The sequence below is a fragment of the Nocardia sp. NPDC052001 genome, from assembly GCF_040680615.1.
In the GTDB taxonomy this organism is placed as follows: Bacteria; Actinomycetota; Actinomycetes; order Mycobacteriales; family Mycobacteriaceae; genus Nocardia.
The window spans coordinates 164,493-185,994 of the sequence record NZ_JBFAXC010000002.1; the positions used below are offsets into that span (position 1 = coordinate 164,493).

13 protein-coding genes are annotated in these 21,502 nt (G+C 66.8%); 6 read left to right on the plus strand and 7 right to left on the minus strand.

Features of this window, described 5'->3' with window-relative positions:
• Nucleotides 1-2 precede the first annotated feature (2 nt).
• From AB0L82_RS09140 to AB0L82_RS09160, 5 genes are all read right to left on the minus strand, one after another.
• Entirely contained in the window at nucleotides 3-974 is a 972-nt protein-coding gene (locus tag AB0L82_RS09140) for a glycine betaine ABC transporter substrate-binding protein (RefSeq protein ID WP_364633142.1), read from the minus strand.
• Nucleotides 971-1,708, minus strand: coding sequence for an ABC transporter permease (locus AB0L82_RS09145; RefSeq protein ID WP_364633144.1), 738 nt, complete (start codon nucleotides 1,706-1,708; stop codon nucleotides 971-973). Before AB0L82_RS09145 ends, AB0L82_RS09140 begins: the two co-directional genes overlap by 4 nt.
• Nucleotides 1,705-3,009: an ATP-binding cassette domain-containing protein gene (locus tag AB0L82_RS09150; protein WP_364633146.1), complete on the minus strand. Its 1,305-nt coding sequence runs from the start codon at nucleotides 3,007-3,009 to the stop codon at nucleotides 1,705-1,707. Before AB0L82_RS09150 ends, AB0L82_RS09145 begins: the two co-directional genes overlap by 4 nt.
• Nucleotides 3,006-3,650, minus strand: coding sequence for an ABC transporter permease (locus AB0L82_RS09155; protein ID WP_364633148.1), 645 nt, complete (start codon nucleotides 3,648-3,650; stop codon nucleotides 3,006-3,008). Before AB0L82_RS09155 ends, AB0L82_RS09150 begins: the two co-directional genes overlap by 4 nt.
• Before the next feature lie 144 nt (nucleotides 3,651-3,794).
• Nucleotides 3,795-4,727: a TauD/TfdA family dioxygenase gene (locus AB0L82_RS09160; RefSeq protein ID WP_364633149.1), complete on the minus strand. Its 933-nt coding sequence runs from the start codon at nucleotides 4,725-4,727 to the stop codon at nucleotides 3,795-3,797.
• A 265-nt stretch (nucleotides 4,728-4,992) separates the two neighbouring features.
• On the opposite strand from AB0L82_RS09160, the gene AB0L82_RS09165 reads away from it, so the two are divergent.
• Entirely contained in the window at nucleotides 4,993-6,276 is a 1,284-nt protein-coding gene (locus AB0L82_RS09165; protein WP_364635932.1) for a lipase family protein, read from the plus strand.
• A gap of 22 nt (nucleotides 6,277-6,298) precedes the next feature.
• Here AB0L82_RS09165 and AB0L82_RS09170 read toward each other — a convergent pair whose 3' ends face one another.
• Entirely contained in the window at nucleotides 6,299-6,835 is a 537-nt protein-coding gene (locus tag AB0L82_RS09170) for an LLM class flavin-dependent oxidoreductase (RefSeq protein ID WP_364633151.1), read from the minus strand.
• A 154-nt stretch (nucleotides 6,836-6,989) separates the two neighbouring features.
• Nucleotides 6,990-8,252: a helix-turn-helix domain-containing protein gene (locus AB0L82_RS09175; protein WP_364633153.1), complete on the minus strand. Its 1,263-nt coding sequence runs from the start codon at nucleotides 8,250-8,252 to the stop codon at nucleotides 6,990-6,992.
• 423 nt (nucleotides 8,253-8,675) lie between these two features.
• Between AB0L82_RS09175 and AB0L82_RS09180 the strand changes: the two genes are divergently transcribed.
• Genes AB0L82_RS09180 through AB0L82_RS09200 form a run of 5 tightly spaced genes read left to right on the plus strand, consistent with a single transcriptional unit; the run spans nucleotide 8,676 to nucleotide 21,501 of the window.
• On the plus strand, nucleotides 8,676-11,075 hold the full coding sequence (locus AB0L82_RS09180) for a hypothetical protein (RefSeq protein WP_364633155.1): 2,400 nt from the start codon (nucleotides 8,676-8,678) through the stop codon (nucleotides 11,073-11,075).
• Nucleotides 11,072-12,040 (plus strand): hypothetical protein, encoded by a 969-nt coding sequence (locus AB0L82_RS09185; protein WP_364633157.1) that lies wholly within the window; start codon nucleotides 11,072-11,074, stop codon nucleotides 12,038-12,040. The genes AB0L82_RS09180 and AB0L82_RS09185 overlap by 4 nt, the downstream gene beginning before the upstream one ends.
• Nucleotides 12,041-12,049: 9 nt before the next feature.
• Nucleotides 12,050-14,953, plus strand: coding sequence for a beta-ketoacyl synthase N-terminal-like domain-containing protein (locus AB0L82_RS09190; protein WP_364633158.1), 2,904 nt, complete (start codon nucleotides 12,050-12,052; stop codon nucleotides 14,951-14,953).
• Nucleotides 14,950-17,964, plus strand: coding sequence for an amino acid adenylation domain-containing protein (locus AB0L82_RS09195; protein WP_364633160.1), 3,015 nt, complete (start codon nucleotides 14,950-14,952; stop codon nucleotides 17,962-17,964). Before AB0L82_RS09190 ends, AB0L82_RS09195 begins: the two co-directional genes overlap by 4 nt.
• 6 nt (nucleotides 17,965-17,970) lie before the next feature.
• Nucleotides 17,971-21,501: an AMP-binding protein gene (locus AB0L82_RS09200; RefSeq protein ID WP_364633161.1), complete on the plus strand. Its 3,531-nt coding sequence runs from the start codon at nucleotides 17,971-17,973 to the stop codon at nucleotides 21,499-21,501.
• Nucleotide 21,502 lies beyond the last annotated feature (1 nt).

A 21,502-nucleotide genomic window follows, 5' to 3' on the forward strand; every position in this document is an offset into this window, starting at 1 on the left:
CGCTATGTGACCAGCTTTTCGCTCTTCAGCCAGTCGTAGGCGACATCGGACGGGTCCTCGCCGTCGATGTCGACCCGGCCGTTGAGGTCCTGCATCAGCTGGTCGGTGAGGCGTTCGGAGATGGTGCCGAGCAGCGTGCGCAGCTCCGGATACTTATCGATGATCGCGCCGCGCACCACGGCGGTGCCGCTGTAGGGCAGGAAGAACTTCTTATCGTCCTCCAGGACAGTGAGATTCAGGTTCTTCACGCGGCCGTCGGTGGTGTAGACCATGCCGAAGTTGCAGGGTGCGCTCTTGGCCGTGGCCGGGTAGACCACGCCCGCGTCCATGCGGGTGACGTTGCCGGACGGGACCCCGTTCGGATCGTTATAGGGGATACCGTATTTCGCGAGCATGGGGATGAAACCGTCCGAGCGGCTGAAGAATTCGTCATCGACACAGAAGGTGCGATCGGTGACCGGCAGTGCGGCCACATCGGAGAGGGACTTCACCTTCAGGCGTTGCGCGGTCGGACCGGAGGCGGCGAAAGCGTAGGTGTCGTTGAAGTTCGACGGCGGCAGCCATTCCAGATCATTGTCCCGGCGCTCGATATCGTGCACGCGCTGCCAGAGCTCATGCGGGTCGACGATCGTCTCGGTCTCATTGTGGTAGTTGACCCAGCCGGTACCGGTGTACTCCCAGAGGATATCGGCGTCGCCGTTGAGCTGCGCCTGCCGCGAGGAGGCCGAACCGGGCGCACCGGTCAGATCGGTGACATCGGCTCCGGCCGCGGCCAGATAGGTCGCGGTGATCTTGCCGAGCAGCACGCCCTCGGTGAAGCTCTTGGAGGTCACCACCAGTTTCGCGCCGTCCAGCGGCTGCTCGCCGTTCACCAGTTTCGCGGCGTGGAAGGTGCCGGACGAGCTCACCAGGCCACATCCGGCGAGCAGTGAAACCACTAGCAGCGCAATCGATCCGGCCCGTATCGCCCTCATGAGATGCCTCGCGGAGTCGCGGCCAGTTCGACCAGTCTGCCGAGCCAATCGATGATCAGTGCCAGCAGGCCGACCAGGATCGCACCGGAGATGAGCAGTTTGGGCAGGAACAGCGTGACACCGGTGGTGATCAGCGTGCCCAGACTGGTCGCGCCGATGAAGGTGCTCAGCGTCGCGGTGCCGACCAGGATCACCAGCGCGGTGCGCACGCCATTGAGGATCACCGGCACCGCGAGCGGTAATTCGACCTGCACCAGGGTGCGCGCGGCCGTGAAGCCGATACCGCGGGACGCCTCGATGGTGCGCTGATCCACCTGTCGCAGACCGATAATGGTGTTCTGCAGGATCGGCAGGATGGCGTAGACCACGAGACCGATGACGGCGGTGCGGAATCCGGTGCCGAGCCAGAAGGTGAACAGCACCAGCAGCCCGACCGCCGGAGCAGCCTGGCCGATATTGGCGATATTGACCACGATCGGCTCGAAACGCTTCAAAGCCGGTCGGGTGAGCGCGATTCCGAGCGGTATCGCCACCACGACCACGATGAGCGTGGCCACCACGGTCAGCTTGATATGCGCCAGAATCGTGGTCTGCAGATTGGCCCAGCCCAGTGACGCCTTCTCGGTCGCGGTGAAGGTGGTGGACCGGTACCAGAGCAGGTATCCGATCCCGATGGCGAGAATGATGATCGGTTCGAACCAGACGTCGATCGGTGTGCGGCGCAATCGATTCATGACTGCCCATCCGAGTCCGCGGTCGCGGTCGCCGCGATGGAATCCGGTTCGTCATCGGCGGCGATCACCGGTGTCGGCGCGTATTCGGTTCCGTCGACATGGGTTTCGTAGGACAGATCCTCTTCCTCGGGATGTCCCTCCGCGAGTTTGGTGCGGATCAAGTCCGTCACGGCTCCGATATTGAGCGAGCCGACCACCGCGCCCCGGCCGTCGGTGACCAGCGTGGCCCCCTGACTGGTCGCGAGCATGGCATCCAACGCGTCGTTGAGCGTGGAGGAGCGCGCCACCACGGGCAATCGGCGATCCAGGAAGTCCGACACCTCGGGTTTGCTGGCGACTTCGGTGAGGGTGGGCCATGCGCGCGGTCGCCCGGACCGGTCGACCACCACGATCCAATCGTGCCCGGCGGCTTTCGCGCGCGCGATCACCTCTCCGGACGGCTCACCGATGCGCGCCGTAATCACCTTGTCGTACTCCACATCTCGCACCCGCGAGACGGTCAGGTATGCCAGCTTCGCACCCGATCCGATGAACTCCTCGACGAACGGCGTGGCGGGATCGGTGAGAATCTCCTCGGGTGTCGCGTACTGCTCGATATGCCCGCCCTCGGACAGGATCAGCACCTTGTCCCCGAGCTTGGTGGCCTCCTCGAAATCGTGCGTCACGATCACGATGGTCTTGCCGAGCTCGTGCTGAATGGCGATCAGACTGTCCTGCAAGCGAACTCGGGTGATCGGATCGACCGCGCCGAACGGTTCGTCCATGAGCAGCACCGGCGGATCGGCGGCCAGCGCCCGTGCGACGCCGACGCGCTGCTGCTGTCCGCCGGACATATCCTGGGGCAGCCGGTCCGCGAAAGTGGCCGGATCGAGCCCGACCAGATCGAGCAGATATTCGGTGCGCTCGGCGATCCGCTTCTTGTCCCAGCCCAGCACGCGCGGAATCGCTCCCACGTTCTTGGCCACCGACCAGTGCGGGAACAGGCCACCGGACTGGATGACATAGCCGATGGACTGCCGCAGCTTATCCGGATCCTCCTTGGTGACATCGCGCCCGTCGATGAGAATCCGCCCGTCGGACGGTTCGATCAACCGGTTGATCATCTTCAGGGTGGTGGTCTTACCGCAGCCCGACGGTCCCACGAACGCGACGATATGCCCGGCCTCGATCTCCAGGTCCAGCCGCTCGACCGCCGGCTTCTCCTGTCCCCGATAGCGTTTCACCACACCGTCCAGCACGATGGACGCGCCGGTCACATTTCGTTCGGCCGGAACGGGCGGCCGGGTCACTGCCTCGGTCATGAGAGTCCCTTTGCGATGGTGAGCCGTCCGAGCAGGACGAGGAGCGCGTCGAACACCAACGCGATCACGACGATGAGAATGGTTCCGGTCAGCGCCATTTCGAGTGCGTTGGCGCCGCCGAGCCGGGACAGGCCGTTGAAGATGAGCGAGCCGAGACCCGGGCCGAGCACGTACGCCACGATGGCGGCGACGCCGACCACCATCTGCGTGGAGATCCGGATACCGGTGAGGATCACCGGCCACGCGATCGGCAATTCGACGGTGAACAGGATCCGCCTGCGCGAGAGCCCGATACCGCGCGCGGATTCGATCACCGATTCCGGCACCGACCGCAAGCCCACGATGGCGTTGCCGATCACCGGCAGGGTCGCGAAGAACGCCAGCATGATGAACGACGGCACCACGCCGAGTCCGAACGGCACCAGCAGCAGCGCCAGCAGCGCGAGCGACGGAATCGTCAGCGCCACCCGGCTCGAGGTCAGCGTCAGCGCCGAGAGCAGCGGCAGCCTATATACCGCGATCGCGATCACGACGGCGATGATCGTCCCGACCAGCACCGTCTGAAAGGCAAGGGACGCATGCTGATAGGTGAGGAAGGCCAGCGTCTCGCCACGTCCTCGGATATAGCTCCACAAATGCACGGGATTCCCCTCGTCGGCCGGGGGCCGGGTCGGTTACCTGTCTGCGTATTCACCGGACGCGTGAGCCGTTAGACGGTAGTCGATCGTGCCCACCGGCTGCGGGCGGCGCGCGGTAGGCGAATCGCCGTTATGTCGTTGTGCCTTTCAGGCCGCGCGCGGTGTCGCGGCCGTCGAGTAGTACCCGGCGTCACCGGAGATCACGGTGCTGGACCGGCCGTCCACGCCGACCGGGACCGCACCCGCGAGGGTGATGCGGGTCAGCTTGCGGTGCTCGCTGCCGTCGTAGTCGTCGATCGCGTAGTGCTGGGTGGCGCGGTTGTCCCAGATGGCCACATCACCCAGCGACCAGTTCCAACGGGTCGTGTTCTCCAGCCGGGTTATCCGGTTCTGGAAGAGTTGAAACAGGGCCTTGGACTCATTTCCGGTCAGCCCGACGAGTTCCTTCACGAAGCAGCCGAGCAGTAGCGCGCGCTCACCGGTCTCGGGATGTACTTCGACCACGGGGTGTTCGGTCTCGAAGTACTCGGACTCGAATTCGCGCCGATAGGCCGCGGAGTTCTCCTCGGTCGAACGGCCCTCACCCGCGTAGTCGTACAGATTGGTGTGCCGGGCGCGCAGGCTTTCGGCCAGCACCCTGAGCGGTTGCGGCAGCGCCTCGTACGCGGCGACGGTGGAGGCCCAGGTGGTCGAACCGCCGTAGCTGGGCAGGGTGACCGCCCGCAGAATCGAGGCCTGCGGCACCCGATCGACGAAGGTGACATCGGTGTGCCAGACATTCGAACGGCCGTGCCGCGAATCGATCGCCAGACTCTTGGCTCCCGCCGAGGTCAGCGTCGGATGCGGGGTGGTCGGGCTGCCGAGCAATTCCGCGAATTCGTACTGCCCGTCCTCGGTGAGCTGATGCTGACCCTGGAAGAAGATCACCTTGTGCTTCTGCAGCGCGGCCCGAATCGCCGCGACGGTCCGCGCGTCCAGGTCCCCGCCGAGCCGCACCCCCTCGATGCGCGCGCCGATATTCGTGCCGAGCTTGACCACCCGCGGCGCGGATCCGGGCTCGACTGAGTTGTGCACGGACATGGCGGGGCCTTTCGCTCGAACCGATCGATCAGCGCAGGAAACCACGTCGTGACCACGGTGAACACCCTTTGGGTCAGGCAGATCGAATCTCGCACACGGACCGGGTCTTCAAAGTTGGACACGGGTGTGCAACACTGGCGCTGCCGACTATCGTCTGGGTCACTCCGGCGGTGCGGTGTGACCGGCGTTATAGAAGCGATGATGCTTGGAGGATCGAGTGGGTAAGCCCGGGTTGAGACGGCTGGCCGTGGCGGCGATGTCGACGATGGTGGTGGCGAGTGGGGCGCAGGCCGCGACGGCCGATCCCGGATATCCGCCGATGCCGCTGGATCAGAATCAGCTACCGCAATTGCCCACCGAACCGCAGCTCTACGACATGCTGCCGGTGCCGGTCCCGTCCGAGGATCCCTGGTATGACGATCCGGCCGATATCGCCTCCTACGCACCCGGACAGATCGTGCGCTCGCGGGAGGTGCAGACCCGCTTCCTCGGCATTCCGTTCCCGGTTTACACCAGGCAATTGTTGTTCCGCTCCAACGATGTTCACGACAATCCGATCGTGACCGCGACGACCGTCATCGTGCCCGGGGTGCCGTGGCAGGGGAGTGCGCGGCCGGTGGTCTCGTTCCAGGAGGCCATCGACTCGACCAACTCCTCCTGCAATCCGTCGTACACGCTGCAGGTCGGCACCATGAAGGAGTCCGCGCTCGCGATCGGCTGGCTGGCACAGGGTTTCGCGATCAATGTGCCGGATTTCGACGGCAAGTTCAGCACGTTCAACACCTACGCCGAGGGCAAGATGGTGCTGGACAGCCTGCGCGCCATGAAGAATGACGACGCACTCGGGCTCGCGGACTCCGGTATCGCGCTGTACGGCTACTCCGGCGGCGGCTCGGGTTCCATTCGCGCGGCGGAACTTCGGGCCACCTACGCCCCGGATGTGCGACTGCTCGGCACCGCGATCGGTGGTACGCCCGGCAACCTGGTCGATGTCGCGAAGTACGCGACCACGCAGCAGACCGGTGTCGCGGGGATCGGCAATTTCACCATGTGGCTCGGTCTCACCAGCTTCGCGCGCGAATATCCCGATGCGTTCCGCCCCGAGGAACTGCTCACCCCCGAAGGCCAGCAGCTGGCCGCGGACTTCCAGAGTCGTTGTCTGCCAACCATTCTGCTGGAGGGCATGTACCGGCCGATCAGCGCCTACTACCGGCCGGGCAAGTCGCTGGAGAACTCACCGGAGATCGTGCAGATCCTGCAGGACAACAGCCTCGGCAAACACATCCCCGATACTCCGATCCTGTGGTGGCACGGTATGTGGGATGAGGTCATTCCGCCCTCGACCGTCATCCCGACCGTGAACTCCTATTGGGAGCGCGGCGCGGATCTGCGCTTCTACACCGTCCCGATTCCCGAGCACGGCGCGAACGCCGTCACCGGCTGGGCCCCCGCCGTCGCGTGGATCACCGCCGTACTGCGTGGCCTGCCGCCGGGTCCGAAGTTCAAGGCGGACTTCCAGCCACTGCCGCCGGGCTTTCCGGGTAGCTGATCCCGTATTCGGGTGCCGGGGTTCAGATTCGAGCCAGTTCGTCCAGTGTCCGCTCCAGTAGTCCGAGGGGGAGCGCCCCGAGGTTCGAGACGTGCCGGTCGATGCCTAAATCGTCGCATTGATCGAGGATCTCGGGGGTGGGCAGGCCGAATTGATAGAAGGTGATGTGGACCCGGTCGCGGCCGAGTTCGGCAGCGCGATAACGCAATCGGGCAATGTGGTCGGCGTGGTCCCGAGGTTGCAGGCCGTCGCCGATGCGCATCCAGCCGGGTCCGCGCCCGAGCGCCATGCGGCCACCGCATACCCGGTCCAGGGCGTCGAGCTGTTCGGCGAGCTGAACGGGATCGCGCCGCACCCGCCGGGTCATCACCGTCCCGACGATCAATCGTTCGGTCGCCGCGGCCGCCCTGGCCAGCGCCGCGAACGGCTCATCCGGGGTATGGGTATCCAAATCATCAGGCACGAACAAGGATTCGAAGCCGCGCTGCTCCAATATGCGCGCGGCTTCGACCGGGGTCGCCGCGTGTGCCGTCATCGACAGCGCGATGCCCAGCTTCACCTGCCCACCTCCATTCCGGGCTACCGCGGTCCGCCATCGCACCCGGCGGTCCCGCTGCACCATTGTGACACCAATCAGTGTCACATATTGGCGAGGGGTGTGCGTTGCCCCGCACGGGGTTCGGTCCCGCGAGCCGTATGGCTCGCGGGGGCGGTCACTGCGGGTCGGTCTGTCGCGAGGATTGGATGTGGTGCACCGTCAGCGCCGCCGCGATGAGGCGTGATCCGTGCGGATCGGCCGGATCGATACCGGTGACCTCGGCGATGCGGCGCAGCCGATAGCTGTAGGTGTTCGGGTGGATATGCACGGACGCGGCCGCCTTCTGCCGATCCGCGCCGAATCGGACATGTGCCTCCATGGCCTCGACCAGATGCGGTTGATCCAGCAGCGGCAGAATGCGTTCGGCCAGTTGATCGCGGGCATCCCCGGGCCGGGTCAGCTGATATTCGAGCAACAGATCCTCGAGCCGGTAGCTGCCCGCCGGGCGGTGCAGATGCCGGGCGAGTTCGGCGACCTCGGCGGTCTGCCGGGCCTTGCGGGGCATCGAATCACGTTGCACCCCGGTACATTCGGCGACAATCGCGCTGACACCGAGCTGTTCGGTCAGGCTCCGCGCGAGCAGGCGGCGCTGATCGGGTGTGGCGGTGTCACCGGGCAGCAGCGCGAAACCGCTCTGACCGTCGAAGGTTTCGAGCGCCGGGCCGCCCGTCAGTTCGTCCAGGGCGCGCCGGACGATGCGTATGCGCCGGCGGGTGGTCAGCATATCGGTGGCCGGAATCGCACCCTCGGGCGTGGCGAGGTGCAGGGCCAGCAGATCGTAGTGGTCCGCGGTGATACCGGCGCGAGCAGCGAGGTCCTCGGACGGCGCGCCCTGTACCAGGGCCGAGCACAGCGCCCTGCGCAGTTCCCGTTCCCGGTCGTGCCCGGCCTGTTCCAGGTGCACGTGCTTCTCGGTGATCGCGGACATGACCTGGCCCGAAAGTCGCAGCAGCAGATGCGAGAAGGCGATCACATCGGCGTGATCCTCCGGTCGTGCGGCCGCGGTCGCATGCCGCCAGAGGTGGTCGGTGGCGCGCAGGAAGCCCGCCAGCAGCGGCCGTCCGGCGGACCGCTCGTCGAGATGGTGCTCGACCACCGGTGCCAGCAGTTCGGCCGGATCGGCGGTGCCGTGGTCCGGGATTCGATCGATGTATTCGAGTATCGCCGCGGTCAGCAGCCGAATGGATTCCCGGGTGTGTGCGTCGACACCGTGGGTGGTGTGCGATATTCGCGCGAGACGGGCCAGAATCGGTGCGTCCGAGGCTATTCGATGGTCGATGTCCGATCGCGCGAAGTCGTCCGCGAGCGGTGAGTAGTGTGCCAATTCGCTGATCTCCCCGTATTCCGAATCCGTATGTTCCGTGCGTTCGCCGCGCACCGCACCCTGAAGGCTTCATCGGCTTCGGTTTGCTGAGATTCCAGCCTACTATGAAACTTGGACGCGTGCGTCCAACAAAACTGGGGGCTGTCACAGGGAGCCTAGTCCAGTCTCAGTGATGTTGCGTCACAGCCGAATCGGGGTCGCGACGGTGCTTTGTCACGAGAGACGAACGCGCGCCGCGCAATTTCGTCGATTCATGCAATGACTCGCCGGTAACCCTCTGGCAGAGTTGGTGTTCGGTCCAGATGACCGCCGGCTCGCAGCGTGGTGAGTATTCCGTAATCGAGCAGGGGCGGGGCGGACGACTCGAACGATTCGAGCGTCGCGGGACATCACATTGTCGTGGAACGGACCGTTGGGATTTGTGCGCCGCCGGGCGATGAGAAATTCCGCTGCGGCGAAACAGAGTGAGGACGTGTGTTGATCAGTGAATCTGCGATCGGAATTCCCCGTATACCGGACCGCGGGCACGAGAGTGAGATCGCGCGCCGGCACCGGCTCTCCTGGATTCGGGAGCTGACCGGCAGCGAACTGTCTTCGCTGGATCGCTTCCAGCTCAACCCGACTCGGCTGGTCGGGAATGTGGAGAACCTGATCGGCAGCGTCGAGATCCCGGTCGGGTTGGCGGGTCCGCTGCTGTTCGAGGGCGAATACGCGCACGGCTGGATCGCCGCGCCGTTCGCCACCACCGAGGGCGCGCTGGTGGCCTCGGCCACGCGTGGCGCTCGCGCGGTATCGGAATCGGGTGGTGTGCACACCCGGGTGCTCGGCCAGCGCATGGTGCGCTCACCACGCTTCGACCTGGACGATGTCGTTGCCGCACAACGCTTCGGCCGCTGGGTGCAGGAGCATCACGCGGAATTGGCGGAGCAGATCGCCACGGTGTCCCAGCACGCGCGACTGGTCGGCCTGCGGCCGTTGCAGGTTGGGCGCAGCGTCGACATGCTCTTCGAATACGAGACCGGGGACGCCTCGGGTCAGAATATGACCACCGCCTGCACCTGGCACGCCTGCCAGTGGATCGACGCGCGACTGCGCGACGATCCCGAGATCACCATCCGGTCCTACTGCATCGAGGGCAATGCCGGGGGCGATAAGAAGATCGCCCAGCGCTCGCTGGCCAATGGCCGCGGTATGCGCGTCACCGCGGAATGCCGGGTGAGCGGCGATGTCCTGCGACGCGTGTTCAAGGTCGATCAGGCCGATATGGTCCGCGCCTTCAATATCGGCGTCCAGGGTTCGGCCCTGAGCGGTGCGCTATCGCCGAATATCAACGTGGCCAACGCGATCGCGGCGATCTTCGCCGCCACCGGACAGGACATCGCCTGCGTCCACGAATCCGGTTCCGGTCTGCTCGGCATCGAAGCGGACGGGGACGGCATCTACGCGTCGCTGCTGCTGCCCGCGCTCGCCATCGGCACCGTGGGCGGCGGCACCCAACTGCCGCAGCAGTCCGATTATCTCGAGATGATGGGCTGCGGCGGCACCGGCACGGCCCGCAGACTCGCCGAGGTCATCGCCGGATACGCACTGGCACTGGATCTTTCGACGCTCTCGGCGGTCATCGGCGGGCAGTTCGCGACCGCGCACGAGCGACTCGGCCGCAATCGGCCGGTCAACTGGTTCACCGAACCCGATCTGACCCCCGAATTCTTCGATTCGGTGCTGACCACCCGGGAACGCGCGGTGGAAACCGTGAAGGTCATCGGAAACTCCACCGCCGCAAGCGTTATCAGTGAGCTCACCCAGCGGGTGAGCATGCAGAAGCTGGTCGGTGTACTGCCGGTGGATGTGCACTTCCTCGATGATCCGAATCCGCTCGAGGTGATGGTCAAGGCCAAACCCCTCGACGGTGAAGTGGTGCTGGCGGCGCATCGACTGGTCTCGCTGGCGGGCGGCCCGCTCTCGGAAGCCTGGGCACGGGCCGGTGACGCGGGCGGATTCCTCGGTACCCATATGCGCGAGCTGGAGCTGTACCGGAATCCGGGACCGCTGGCGCGCATCATGCCGCACTGCTACGGCATCTACGAAGCCCCCGACCGCGAAGCGTTCCTGCTGATCCTGGAACGCCTGGGCGACAACGTGATTCTGAAGGATTCCGCGGATACCCCCGAACGGTGGACCGAGACGCACATCCAGACCGCGCTGCGGGGTATCGCCGATATCCACGGCCACTGGTACGGCCGTGTCGACGAACTGCTGGAACTGCCCTGGCTCGGCCCGCCCACCGACGCACCCCGGCTCGCGGGCATGGCCGAACTGTGGCGCGGACTGTTCAGCCATCACCGCGCGGAGTATCCGGAGCTCATGCGGGGGCCGTGGCTGGATCGGACGCTGGAGCGCATCGACACCATCGGGGACTGGTGGCAGCAGCTCGAGGCGATGCCGCGCACCCTGGTGCACAACGACTTCAACTCCCGCAATATCGCGCTGCGGCGCTCGCCCAGCGGCGCTGCGGACACACTGGTCGCCTACGACTGGGAATTGGCGAGTATCCATCTGCCACAGCGTGATCTGGTCGAACTGCTCGCCTATGTGCTCACCCCGGACGTGGAGGTCGAGACGGTCGACGCCCACCTCGAATTCCATCGCCGCGCCGTGGCGGAGGCGGCGGGCGTGGATATCGATCCGGTGGTGTGGCGGCATGGCTACCGACTCGCCCTGGCGGACTTCACCATTCGCCGTCTCTCGCTGTATCTGCTGGTGCACACGGTGCACGGACTGCGCTATATCGAGCGGGTGACCGCGACGGTGCGGCGGCTGGACGACATCGAAGCGGATTTGGCATCTCGATCGACCGGACAGGAATTCCACGCGTGAGCACTCTGACCGCGACCAAACAGTCCCCGTTCGCCCTGCGGCTGCTGGCGTACTCCAATGAACGATTCCCGGCCTGGCAGGTGCTCGGGCAGTTCCCGATGTTCCTGGTGGCCTTCCTGTTCGGCCAGGTCATCACCGGTAAGACCGCCGGGTTCACGGTGGACCTGTTCGTGGGCTTCGCGGCGTTCGTGGCCTACACGCTGATGGTGCGGACCATCGACGATCACAAGGACGCGGCGCACGACAACGCCCACTATCCCGAGCGGGTATTGCAGCGCGGGCTGGTGACCTTCACGCATCTCAAGATCATCGGCGTCATCAGTCTGCTGGTGGTGCTGGGCGGCACGTTCTACGTCGATCGCGGCTTCGGGCCGGTATCGCTCTGGCTGCTCGGCATTTTCGTCTCCAACAACCTGGTGCAGTTCGTCCAGGTGAAGTGGGCGTGGATCGGGGAATGGCTGGAGGCGCGGCGGGTGCTGCTCGCGCTATCGGTCATTCCGTTCTGGGGTGTGGGCGCGGTCTGGGCCGCGCAGATGGGCGCGGGTGCGCAATGGGTGCCCGCGAAGGTGTGGTGGCTGGTGGCGCTGTGGTCGGTGGCGGCGCTGCTGCTCGAGATCGCGCGCAAATCACGCACCCCGGAGGACACCCGCGAGACGGTGGTCGACTACACCAAATCGGCGTCCTCCTGGACGCGTTCGCTCGGGCTGACCGGGACCGTGGTGGTACTGGCGGGCCTGGCGCTGGGTGTGACGGTCCTGGAATTCGCCACCTTGGCCGTGATCGACCGGGGCGCGGGCTGGGCGTACGCCGCCCTGGGCGTCACCGCGCTGCTGCCGGTGGCCGCCGCACTGCTGTTCTGGCGCAAGCCGACTCGGGTCGGAGCCAAGAACGTGTCCGAGGCGTCGGCCAGTGTGTGGCTGATCGGGCAGATCGTCTTCGCCGTCGCGATTCTCACCACCGGATAGGAGGCGCATATGAAGTTCGCCATCATCGGGGCGGCGATCAAGGTTCCGGGGGCGACCGATATCGATCTGTTCCGCGCCGAACTCGACCGTGGGGCAACCCATTTCGAGTCGGTATCACGGGAGCGGGCCCTGGCGTCCGGGCTGAATGCCGAGGACATCGGGCACGCCAACTATGTCGGGGTGGCATCACCGCTGCCCGGGGCCGAGGACTTCGATCGCGAATTCTTCCGCATGAGCGCCGCCGAGGCGCGCTGGACCGATCCGCAGCAGCGGTTACTGCTCACGCTGACGCATCAGGCGCTGGAGTCCGGTGGCATCGCCACCGGTGACGCCCGAATCGGCTCGTACGTAACGGTTTCCGAATCCTCCTACCTTCGTGGCCGGGTGGATCGGGTCAGTACCGCACGCGTGGACTACCAATCGCTGATCGGCAATGATCGCGATTTCGCGGCCGCGCGACTGGCGTACCGGTTCGGTTTCACCGGTCCCGCGCTCACCATTCAGAGCGCCTGTTCGAGCTCCTTGGTCGCACTCCATCAGGCTTGTGCGGGACTGGCTTTCGGTGATGCGGACATCGCGGTGGTGGGCGCGGCATCGCTGAGTTTCCCGCAGCCGCACGGCTATATCTACGAGACCGGCGGCATCATGTCGCCGACCGGATCATCCCGGCCCTTCGACGCCGAGTCCGACGGCACCGTCCGCGGCAGCGGCGGGGGAGTGGTCGTCCTGCGCCGCCTGGAAGACGCGCTGGCACAGGGTGATCCGATCCTCGCGGTGGTCGCGGGCAGCGCGATCAACAATGACGGCGCACAGCGCATGGCCTTCAGCGCACCCGCGGTCTCCGGACAGGTCGACGTGCTGACCGCCGCCCTGCGCCGTGCCGCCGTCTCACCCGACGACATCGGCTACCTCGAAGCGCACGGCACCGGCACCCAACTCGGTGACCCCATCGAATTCCGGGCCCTCACCAGGGCATACGCCGATACCGGCGGCCGCACCGCGCCCTGCCACCTCGGGTCCGCCAAGGCCAACCTGGGCCACCTCGATGCGGCAGCGGGCATGATCGGCCTGCTCAAAACCATCCTGACGCTGGACTCGGGTCGCATCTTCCCGCAACCCGGCTACCGCGCGCCCAATCCGGCCATCCCGCTGGACGATTCGATCTTCACGATCGCCACCGAATCGGTGCCGAGCCCGGATCTGCGTTACGCGGGGGTCAGTTCGTTCGGCATGGGTGGCACCAACGCGCACGTCATCCTGGAACGCGCACCCCGGCCCGGCGTATCGCGTGCGGGCGGCGATCGTGGAGTCCGAATCACGCTGTCCGCGCGCTCGGAAGCGGCCCTGCGCGGTTACCGCGCGCGCCTGGCCGCGTACCTGCGCGATCACGTCGACCTGGACCCGGCAGATATCGCCGCGACCCTCGACGCGCGTACCCGCCACCCGGAGGCCACCTGGACAACCCACATCGACTCGGTCACCGAACTCGTCGACCGGCTCCACGAGGACACGGCCACCCGCGAGCCGAGCGGTCCGGCCGACCGTGACCCCGACGGGATCTCGAACACCGGCAGCACCCCGGTGACGCGACAGGCAAAGGTGGTCGCCGGAGATCCGGGTGCGCACGGGCGGGCACACCGAATCTGGTTGCCGCCCGCCCCTTTGGCGGAGACCTTCCATGGGCTGCCGCTTCGGCTGGATGACCCTGCGCGAGTGTCGCCGAATTCGGAGAACGACGCGGAAGCGTCGGCTGGGGCGGCTACCGGCGGCGCGCCCGGCGGATTAGCCGACACCACCACATCGAGCCGCGCTGATGCCGCGCCCGAGTCGGAGCAGGTCGTGACCGTATCCGGCCGGGCGGCGAGCGTTGCCGTGCCCGGCGGGGTGGAAGCCGATGTGCGGGAGTTGTTCTTGCGGCTCGCGGGGGAGGAGCTCGGCGCCGGAATCGATGAGGGGACCGATTTCTTCGCCGCGGGCGGGGAGTCGATCGCGCTGGTGGCGATTGTCGGCAAGGTGACCGATCGGATTCCGTTCGCGGTCGATTTCGGGGCGCTGGACGGCATCACCACGGTGGGTGAGCTGGGGCGGGCGCTGGCCGGGCAGGCCATCGCTGCCGCCGGGACACGGGATGGGTTGCTGGCGTTCGGGTCCGGGGAGCCGATGATTCATCTCTTCCCGCCCGCCGGGGGCACAAACTACTGCTATGCGGCGCTGTCCCGGATGGTTCCGGAGATCGGTCTGGCGGCGTTCCGCGCGCCGCATCCGGCCGGGGGATCCATCGAGGAGATCGCGGCGGCCTGCGTGGAGGATCTGTGCCGGGCCGGGGCCATCGATGATCGGCTTGTGCTGGGCGGGTATTCGTTCGGAGGGAATGTCGCGTTCGAGATCGCGCGGCAGTTGCAGGAGGGCGCGGGGGTCAGCGCTCGGCACGTGATCATGTTCGATTCGTTCGCGCCCGACGCGTTCGGGGGGCTGCGGGTGAATTCCGATCAGCTCGCGACGGAGGTCGAGGGGCGGTTGCGGACGGCTACCGCGGCGCTGCCCGGGTACCGGCCGGGGGCGGATACCGATCGCGGCGGAGCGGTGGTGCTCGATTCCTTCCGGGAGGTCTGGCTGGCCAATACCCGTGCGCTGGACCGGTATCGGCCCGTGGGCCGGATCGCCGCGCCGATCACCGTCCTGCGGGCGCGCCAGCCGCTGAGCGCGCCGCGCGCGCGAGCACTGGGTATCGACCTCGGCGCGACCATGTCCTGGCAGCGGCATACGCGCGGCACCGTCCGAATCATCGACGTGCCGGGCGATCACTACACCCTGTTCACCGATCCGGCCCATGTGGCGGTCGTCGCAAAGGTTTTCGCGCAAACCCTGCGTTCGGTGCATTCCGTCGACCGCGAGGAGGCGACAGCTTCGTGAGATATGCGACCCCCAGTCAGCGCCGTTTCGTGCTGGCGGCCAAGGTGCGTCCCGATGATCCGGCATCGAACTGGTCCCTGCTGTCCAGACTGCCCGCCGGAGCCGATCCGGTGCGCTTCGCCGCCGCGGTCGAGGCGGTGCTGCACGGCAATGACAGTTTCAACGAGATCTTCGAACTCGACGCGAGCGGCGAGATCATCGTGACGGCGACGACCATTCGGCAATCCTGTTCGGTGCGTGCGTATTCCGATATCGAGGCGGTGCGCGATCGCGTACAGGCGCTCGCGGACTCGGCATTCGAGCTGTCGGATGCCCCGCTGTACCACGCCGAGGTGGCGGTGGTCGGCGAGGAATCCTATTTCCTGTTCGCCGGTGCGCACGTGCTCTGCGACGGATTCGGTTTCTACAATCTGATCGGCGATTTCGCGGCCCGGTACGCGGACCCCGGCTATATCAGCCCGAGTACGAGTTCCCCGGTGGACACCGTGGAACCCTATGGAGCCGATCCCGCTGCCGCGCAGCGCTACTACGCCGGTGAGTTCGCCGGTATCGACAACCTCGGCATCGACGGCTGGGATCGCCGGGACGCCCGGGGGCGGGTCGCGGGGCAGATCCTGCGCCATACCCTTCCGGGCGCCGATTATCGCGCCGCCGGAACGCTCGCGAAAAAGCTTGGCGTGCGCCGGTATTCGGTCCTGCTGAGCACGTACGCGCTGACCGTCGGATGCCTGTCCGGGCTGGACTCGGTCGTGGTGTCGGTACCGATGTCCAATCGCCGTGCGAGTGCGGCCGCGCAGGCCACACGCGGTGTGCGGGTCAACGCGTTGCCCGTCCGGTTCGATCTGAGCGGCGAGGCGACCTTCGCGGACCTGTGCCGCGCCGCGGACCGGCAGCTCGCGCACCTCATCGAGTTCGAACAGTTCGCCTTCGCGGACTTCTCCCGCCGGCTGATCGCCTCGGATTCCGTTGACGCCGTGCAGCCTTCGGTCAGTTTCACCGTCTATCCGCGTCCGCTGGCGGTGGTGATCGACGATGAGGTCGGTGTGCCGGTACATGTCGACCGGCGGTTCATCCAGTACCCGCTGTCGATGAATATCGAGGTCGGCACCGATTCGGCGACCCTGATCATCGAACGCGCCGATCATCTGCCGCACTGCGATATCGGCGAGTTGTACACGCGGGTACTGCGGCACGGCGTGCCGGCGGCCGATGTCCGATTGACCGAATTGCGCTGGGCGACAGCGGAGTCCGCCGCCGAGGTGCTGCCGGAGACACAGTTCCCCGAACAGACCCTGGTCGAGGCGTATCGGGCCGCTGCCGCGAGCACCCCCGATGCTGTTGCCGTGATCGACGATTCGACCCGGCTCACCTACCGCGAGCTGGATCGCCTGTCGGACGATATCGCGAGCTGGATCGTGAACACCTTGCCCGAGAATCGAATCGGCGTCCGCCTGGGTGCCTCCGCGCGCCAGGTCGCGACCCTGCTCGGCGTCTTCAAGGCGAACAAGATCTATGTGCCGATCGATCCGGCCTCGGGTCCGGGACGCTACGCGCAGGTCGTCACGGGCTGTGGCGGCCTGACCGTACTCGTGGACGTCCCGGACCCGGTGGAGGGCGCACGCGAGGTGCGGCTGCCGCTGGAATTCACCGCGGCGACCCCGCTCCCCGATCCCGCCGGAACCACCGATCTCGCCTATCTGCTGTTCACCTCGGGCACCACCGGAACCCCGAAAGGCGTTCAGGTCGAACATGCTTCGCTGATGCGTTTCTTCGACGGCCTGCGCCGGGCCATTCCGACCGGCCCGAGCCGGCGCTGGCTGCTGTTCCATTCGGTGGCCTTCGACGTGTCCTTCGCCGAGACCTTCGGCGCACTGCTGAGCGGCGGCACCGTCTGCATTCCGGCCGATGCGGTGAGACGCGATCCGCACCGGCTGGCCGAGTACATCGCCGACCATGAGATCGCGGTGCTCTCCCAGACTCCCTCGGCATTCACCATGGTGTCCGGCCGTCTGGGCGCTGCCCGCGCGCTCGAATACGTGATCCTGTGCGCGGAGCGCCTCGAATACTCCTCGGTGGCGGCCTTCGTCGCCGCACGCCCCGATGTGCGGGTCGTGAACAGCTACGGCATCACCGAAACCACCGTCTATCACACCGCTTTCGCGGTACCCGCCGATCCGGCGGAGTTCCCGGCCGAATCGGTGATCGGCAGACCGTTCGCCGATGTGGGCATGGCGGTGGTGGATGATCTGCTGCGCGTGCTGCCACGCGGCGTCCCCGGCCAACTGGTGGTGAACGGTCCGGGATTGATGCGGGGCTATCTGGGCCGCGATGATCTGACCGCCGCGCGCATCGTGGAGGTCGACGGTGTGCCGTCCTATCTGTCCGGCGATCGCGGATATCTCGATGACGCGGGGCAATTCGTTATCACCGGCCGCATCGACCGGCAGGTCAAGATTCGCGGGCATCGGTGTGAGCTCGGCGAGATCGAGCACGCGGTCGCCGCTACGGGGCGGGTGGAGGCGGTGTACGCCACGGTCTTCGGCGCGGGCCTGACCGCCGAACTAGTCTGTTTCGTCGTGCTCGCGCCGGGCACGGGAACGATCGACGAGCTGCGTCGCGATGTCCGCGCCGCACTCCCGCGCTATCTCGAACCGGATCGCTATCTGACGCCGACCGCGATGCCCATGACCGCGAACTCGAAAGTGGACGCGGCCGCGCTGGCTCGCCTGTACGAAGCGGAAACAGCTGTCGCGCAAGAGATCACCCTCGACGGTACGGCCGGCCGCGCCGATATCCGCGAGGTGGTCGACGCCATCTGGGCCGATGTGCTCGACGGAGCCGAATTCGACGGCTCCACCCGCTTCTTCGACGCGGGCGGCACCTCGGCGATGGTGATCCAGGTCGGCGAACGCCTGCGCGCCCGGCTGGGCGTAACCGATATCCACGTGGTTGACCTGTTCGAATACTGCACGCCGGAGTCGCTCACCGGCTTCCTGGTCGAGAAGGTGTGATCGGCAATGACGGAACTCTCGACGACCGCGACGGACTGCGCCGAATTCACGCTGATGTGCGGCTGGCTGCTCGATCCGAACCCGGACACCGGAATCGACCTCGCCGATGAGGCCGACGGCTGGCAGCGCCGCACCTACCCCGAATTGCGCACGGCCGCATGGCGTATCGCCGCGCTGCTGCGCGAACGCGGGGTGCGCCCCGGCGACGGTGTGTGCGTGGTGCTGCCCACCGGCTTCGACTGCATCGCCTCGATGTACGCGGTGTGGGCCTGCGGTGCGACGCTGAGCCTGGTGCCGCCGCCGGTATTCGGCGGCGGCGAGGAGTACGTGGCGCACCTGCGCGGCATCCTCACACAGGCGCGCCCGCGCATCGTGCTGACCTCGGGCGATATCGCCGAAACCAGCAAGCGCGCCACAGCAGTTCTGACGGGCTCGACTGATGCGATGGCGGGCGCGGCCGACCTGCCGGACGGCGCGGCCGATGCGCTGGACGCTGTGACCGAAGTGCTGGTCCTGCAGGGCATTCCGGACGGCGACGGCGAACCCTTCGAGCGGGCACCCGTACCGGCTGATGATTTCGCACTCGTGCAGTTCACCTCCGGCTCACTCGGCTCGCCCCGCGGTGTGCGGATCAGTTGGCGGAACCTGGGCGCGAACACCTCGTTCATCACCTCGGCCGTGGACTGGCGGACCGGTGACATCACGGTGTCCTGGCTGCCGCTCTATCACGATATGGGCCTGATCGGCGGACTGCTGGCCAGCGTCGCCAAGCAGGGCGAGCTGCGATTGATGCGACCGGATCAGTTCGTCCGCGATCCGGGCCGCTGGTTGCGTGCTCTCGCGGGCGCGCACCATTCGGTATCGCCGTCATTCGGTATGGGCTACACCGCCAAACGGGTGCAACCCGCCGAACTCGAGGGCCTGGATCTGTCCGGGCTCCGGTCGCTCATCACCGGTGCGGAGCCGATCGATATCGCCGATGTGCACGCCTTCACGACCCTGCTCGCGGATACCGGGTATCGCCCGGAGAGCCTGCGCCCGGCTTACGGGCTGGCTGAATCCACGCTCATGGCAACGATTTCCGTGGCGGATCGAGTGCCCACCGCGCTACAGGTGGACAGCTCGACGCTGCGCTTCGGTGCGGCCGTGCGGGTGCCGGCGACCGCGGTCGTGGATGGCGGCGCACTGCCCGGGGCGGGGTGGGTGGTCGGATTGGGCTGCTCCACAGCCGAATCCACCATCACGATCGTCGATACCGAGGGTGCGCCGCTCCCGGAGGGAGTACTCGGCGAGGTGGTGATCGCCGGACCGTCGGTGGCCCAGGGCTATCAGCCGATCCCGGGTGAGCTCGATCGTGAAGGCGCGACGCGCTTCATCGACGGTGCGGTCCATTCCGGCGATGCCGGATTCCTGCGTGACGGCCAGTTGTACGTGCTGGGCCGCATGGGCGCGAGCATCAAGGTGCGCGGCAAACCGGTGTTCATGGAGGACGTCGACCATCGCGTCGCACACGAAACAGGCATGGCCAAGCACAGATTCGCGGCCGTCGCCATGCAGGGCACCGGCGCGGATCAGGGCATCGTGCTGTTCGCCGAGGCCCGGCCGGGCGACTGGATCGAGGTGGCGCGCAAGGTGCTGCGCGGTGATCTCGGCCCCGCACAGCAGCTGACCATCGTGACCGGCCGAGCCGGTCTGATTCGCCGTACCTCGAGCGGTAAACCCCGGCGCAGGCTCATGTGGGAGCTGTATCGCGGTGGCGAACTCGGCGACGACGTCACCGTGCACGGTGCGCTGCGCGGCTCCGAGGTGACCGCGGCCGGACCGCGCCGCCCGGCGCAGGCGCTGCTTTCCGACGGTGAGATCGAGGATCTGCTGACCGCGGCGGTGGCGGTGGTGGACATTCCCGCCGATTCGACCGTCCTGCTGGAGGGTTCGATCGCGGAGGGTTTCGGCAATACCGGCTCCGATATCGATTTCCTGGTGGCCGTACCGGGTGCGGACCCCGCGCCGGAGATGCCGACCGTGCTGTTCCTCGGCGGTCGCCGGGTGGAGATCCGCACCCGATCGCGAGCGCAGCTGGAAAGTCAGCTCGCTTACGCGAGAAACGCGCTGCCCCAAGATGATTCCGATTCGACCGCCCTGATCGAACTCAACCAGGACGTGCTCAATCGCTGTCAGCGATTCCTGCGCGCCACCGTGGTGCGGTCCGGCGCGGTGGATGTCGAGGAGATCCGGAAGCAGTACCCCTACGCCGATTTCGCCGCGCTCATGAGCGCGTGGTGGTTCGCCCGGGGACAGCAATCACTGCGCCAGGCCGTGGCCATGGCGGCACTCGAGGCGTGGCCGGAGGCGACCGGCTGGGCGCGCGACGGTCTGCTCGACGCGATCAAGGGCTGGGCCGCCAATCGCGGGGAGACCTATATCGAATCGAAGTGGATCGGCCCGCAGCTCGATCGCATCGGTGAAGGCGAAGTGGCGCAGCGGTATTACTCGCTGCTGCACCGGCTCACCGAGGACGTGACCGGACCGGGTGTGCTGGAGGAGGTCCTGGAATTCGTGGTGACCCTGGGTCACCCGGCCGTCCCGAACGATCCGAAGATGGTGCGGCTGAACCGGATCGGCGGCATCACCTCGTGGCCGATCGACGGCCGCATTCACGTACTCCGCGCCGATCGTGAGGTCTTCGTACTCTCGGACAGCGCGGCGAAAGCCTGGCGCTCGGTGGTATTCGGCCGCTCGCTGGCCGATGTGACCGCCGGTGCTGGCGCGTCCGCGCACGCCGATCTCGCCGAGTTCACCCGGCTCGGCCTGGTCGGCCTGAGCTGGCGGGACGCGGGTGCGCTACGGCCCGCCGTGGCCATGGTCAAGGTGATCGGCGCGTACACACCTCCGCCCACCACCGCACCCGTACTGGTCGGGCTGGGCGGCGGCGCACGGGACGCGGATCGGTCCGTCACACTGTCCCCGCTGCCCGCGGCCAGATTCACCGAATGCGCCTCGGCGCTGGTGTGGTCGAACGTGATCATCGAGAACGCCCGCGAAGATCTGGTGGGTGCGCTGGAACAGCGGCAGGGCCGGGTCGCCGAGGCCGCGACCGAGCGCCTGGTGCGCGGTGTGGTGCGAATGCTGCTGTCCACCAATGGATGTGCGCCACTACCGCCCGATATAGCCGCGGTCGCCACGCTCGATCGACTGCTCCCGCAGAGCGCGGACCGGGCCGAGTTGATCGCGCGGGTGCGCGCGGCACAGGCGGTGCGCTTCACCGAACTGATCGAATCCGGCACCGAATACACCGGACTCGCGACGGTGGACGCCCTGGTCGATATCGCCAGGGGCGTAGCCGATCTCACCTTCCCGGCCGCCTTCGATTCGCATGAGCAATGGCGGCGCACCCTGACCATCACCTACGACTGGCTGCGCCTGGCCGCCTATCTGAACACCGAACTTCCGATCGACGAGGTGCAGGACCTGCTGGCGTCCGGTGGCGCCCAGCCGCATCAGCGTCATCGGGCCAGTGAAGGAGAAGTGAACCGTTGAC

Coding starts and splice junctions, on each gene's coding strand:
- AB0L82_RS09190 (WP_364633158.1), top strand. CDS start 12,050: ATGAAGTTCGCCATCATCGGGGCGGCGATCAAGGTTCCGGGGGCGACC.
- AB0L82_RS09150 (WP_364633146.1), bottom strand. CDS start 3,009: ATGACCGAGGCAGTGACCCGGCCGCCCGTTCCGGCCGAACGAAATGTG.
- AB0L82_RS09140 (WP_364633142.1), bottom strand. CDS start 974: ATGAGGGCGATACGGGCCGGATCGATTGCGCTGCTAGTGGTTTCACTG.
- AB0L82_RS09200 (WP_364633161.1), top strand. CDS start 17,971: ATGACGGAACTCTCGACGACCGCGACGGACTGCGCCGAATTCACGCTG.
- AB0L82_RS09165 (WP_364635932.1), top strand. CDS start 4,993: ATGGTGGTGGCGAGTGGGGCGCAGGCCGCGACGGCCGATCCCGGATAT.
- AB0L82_RS09160 (WP_364633149.1), bottom strand. CDS start 4,727: ATGTCCGTGCACAACTCAGTCGAGCCCGGATCCGCGCCGCGGGTGGTC.
- AB0L82_RS09145 (WP_364633144.1), bottom strand. CDS start 1,708: ATGAATCGATTGCGCCGCACACCGATCGACGTCTGGTTCGAACCGATC.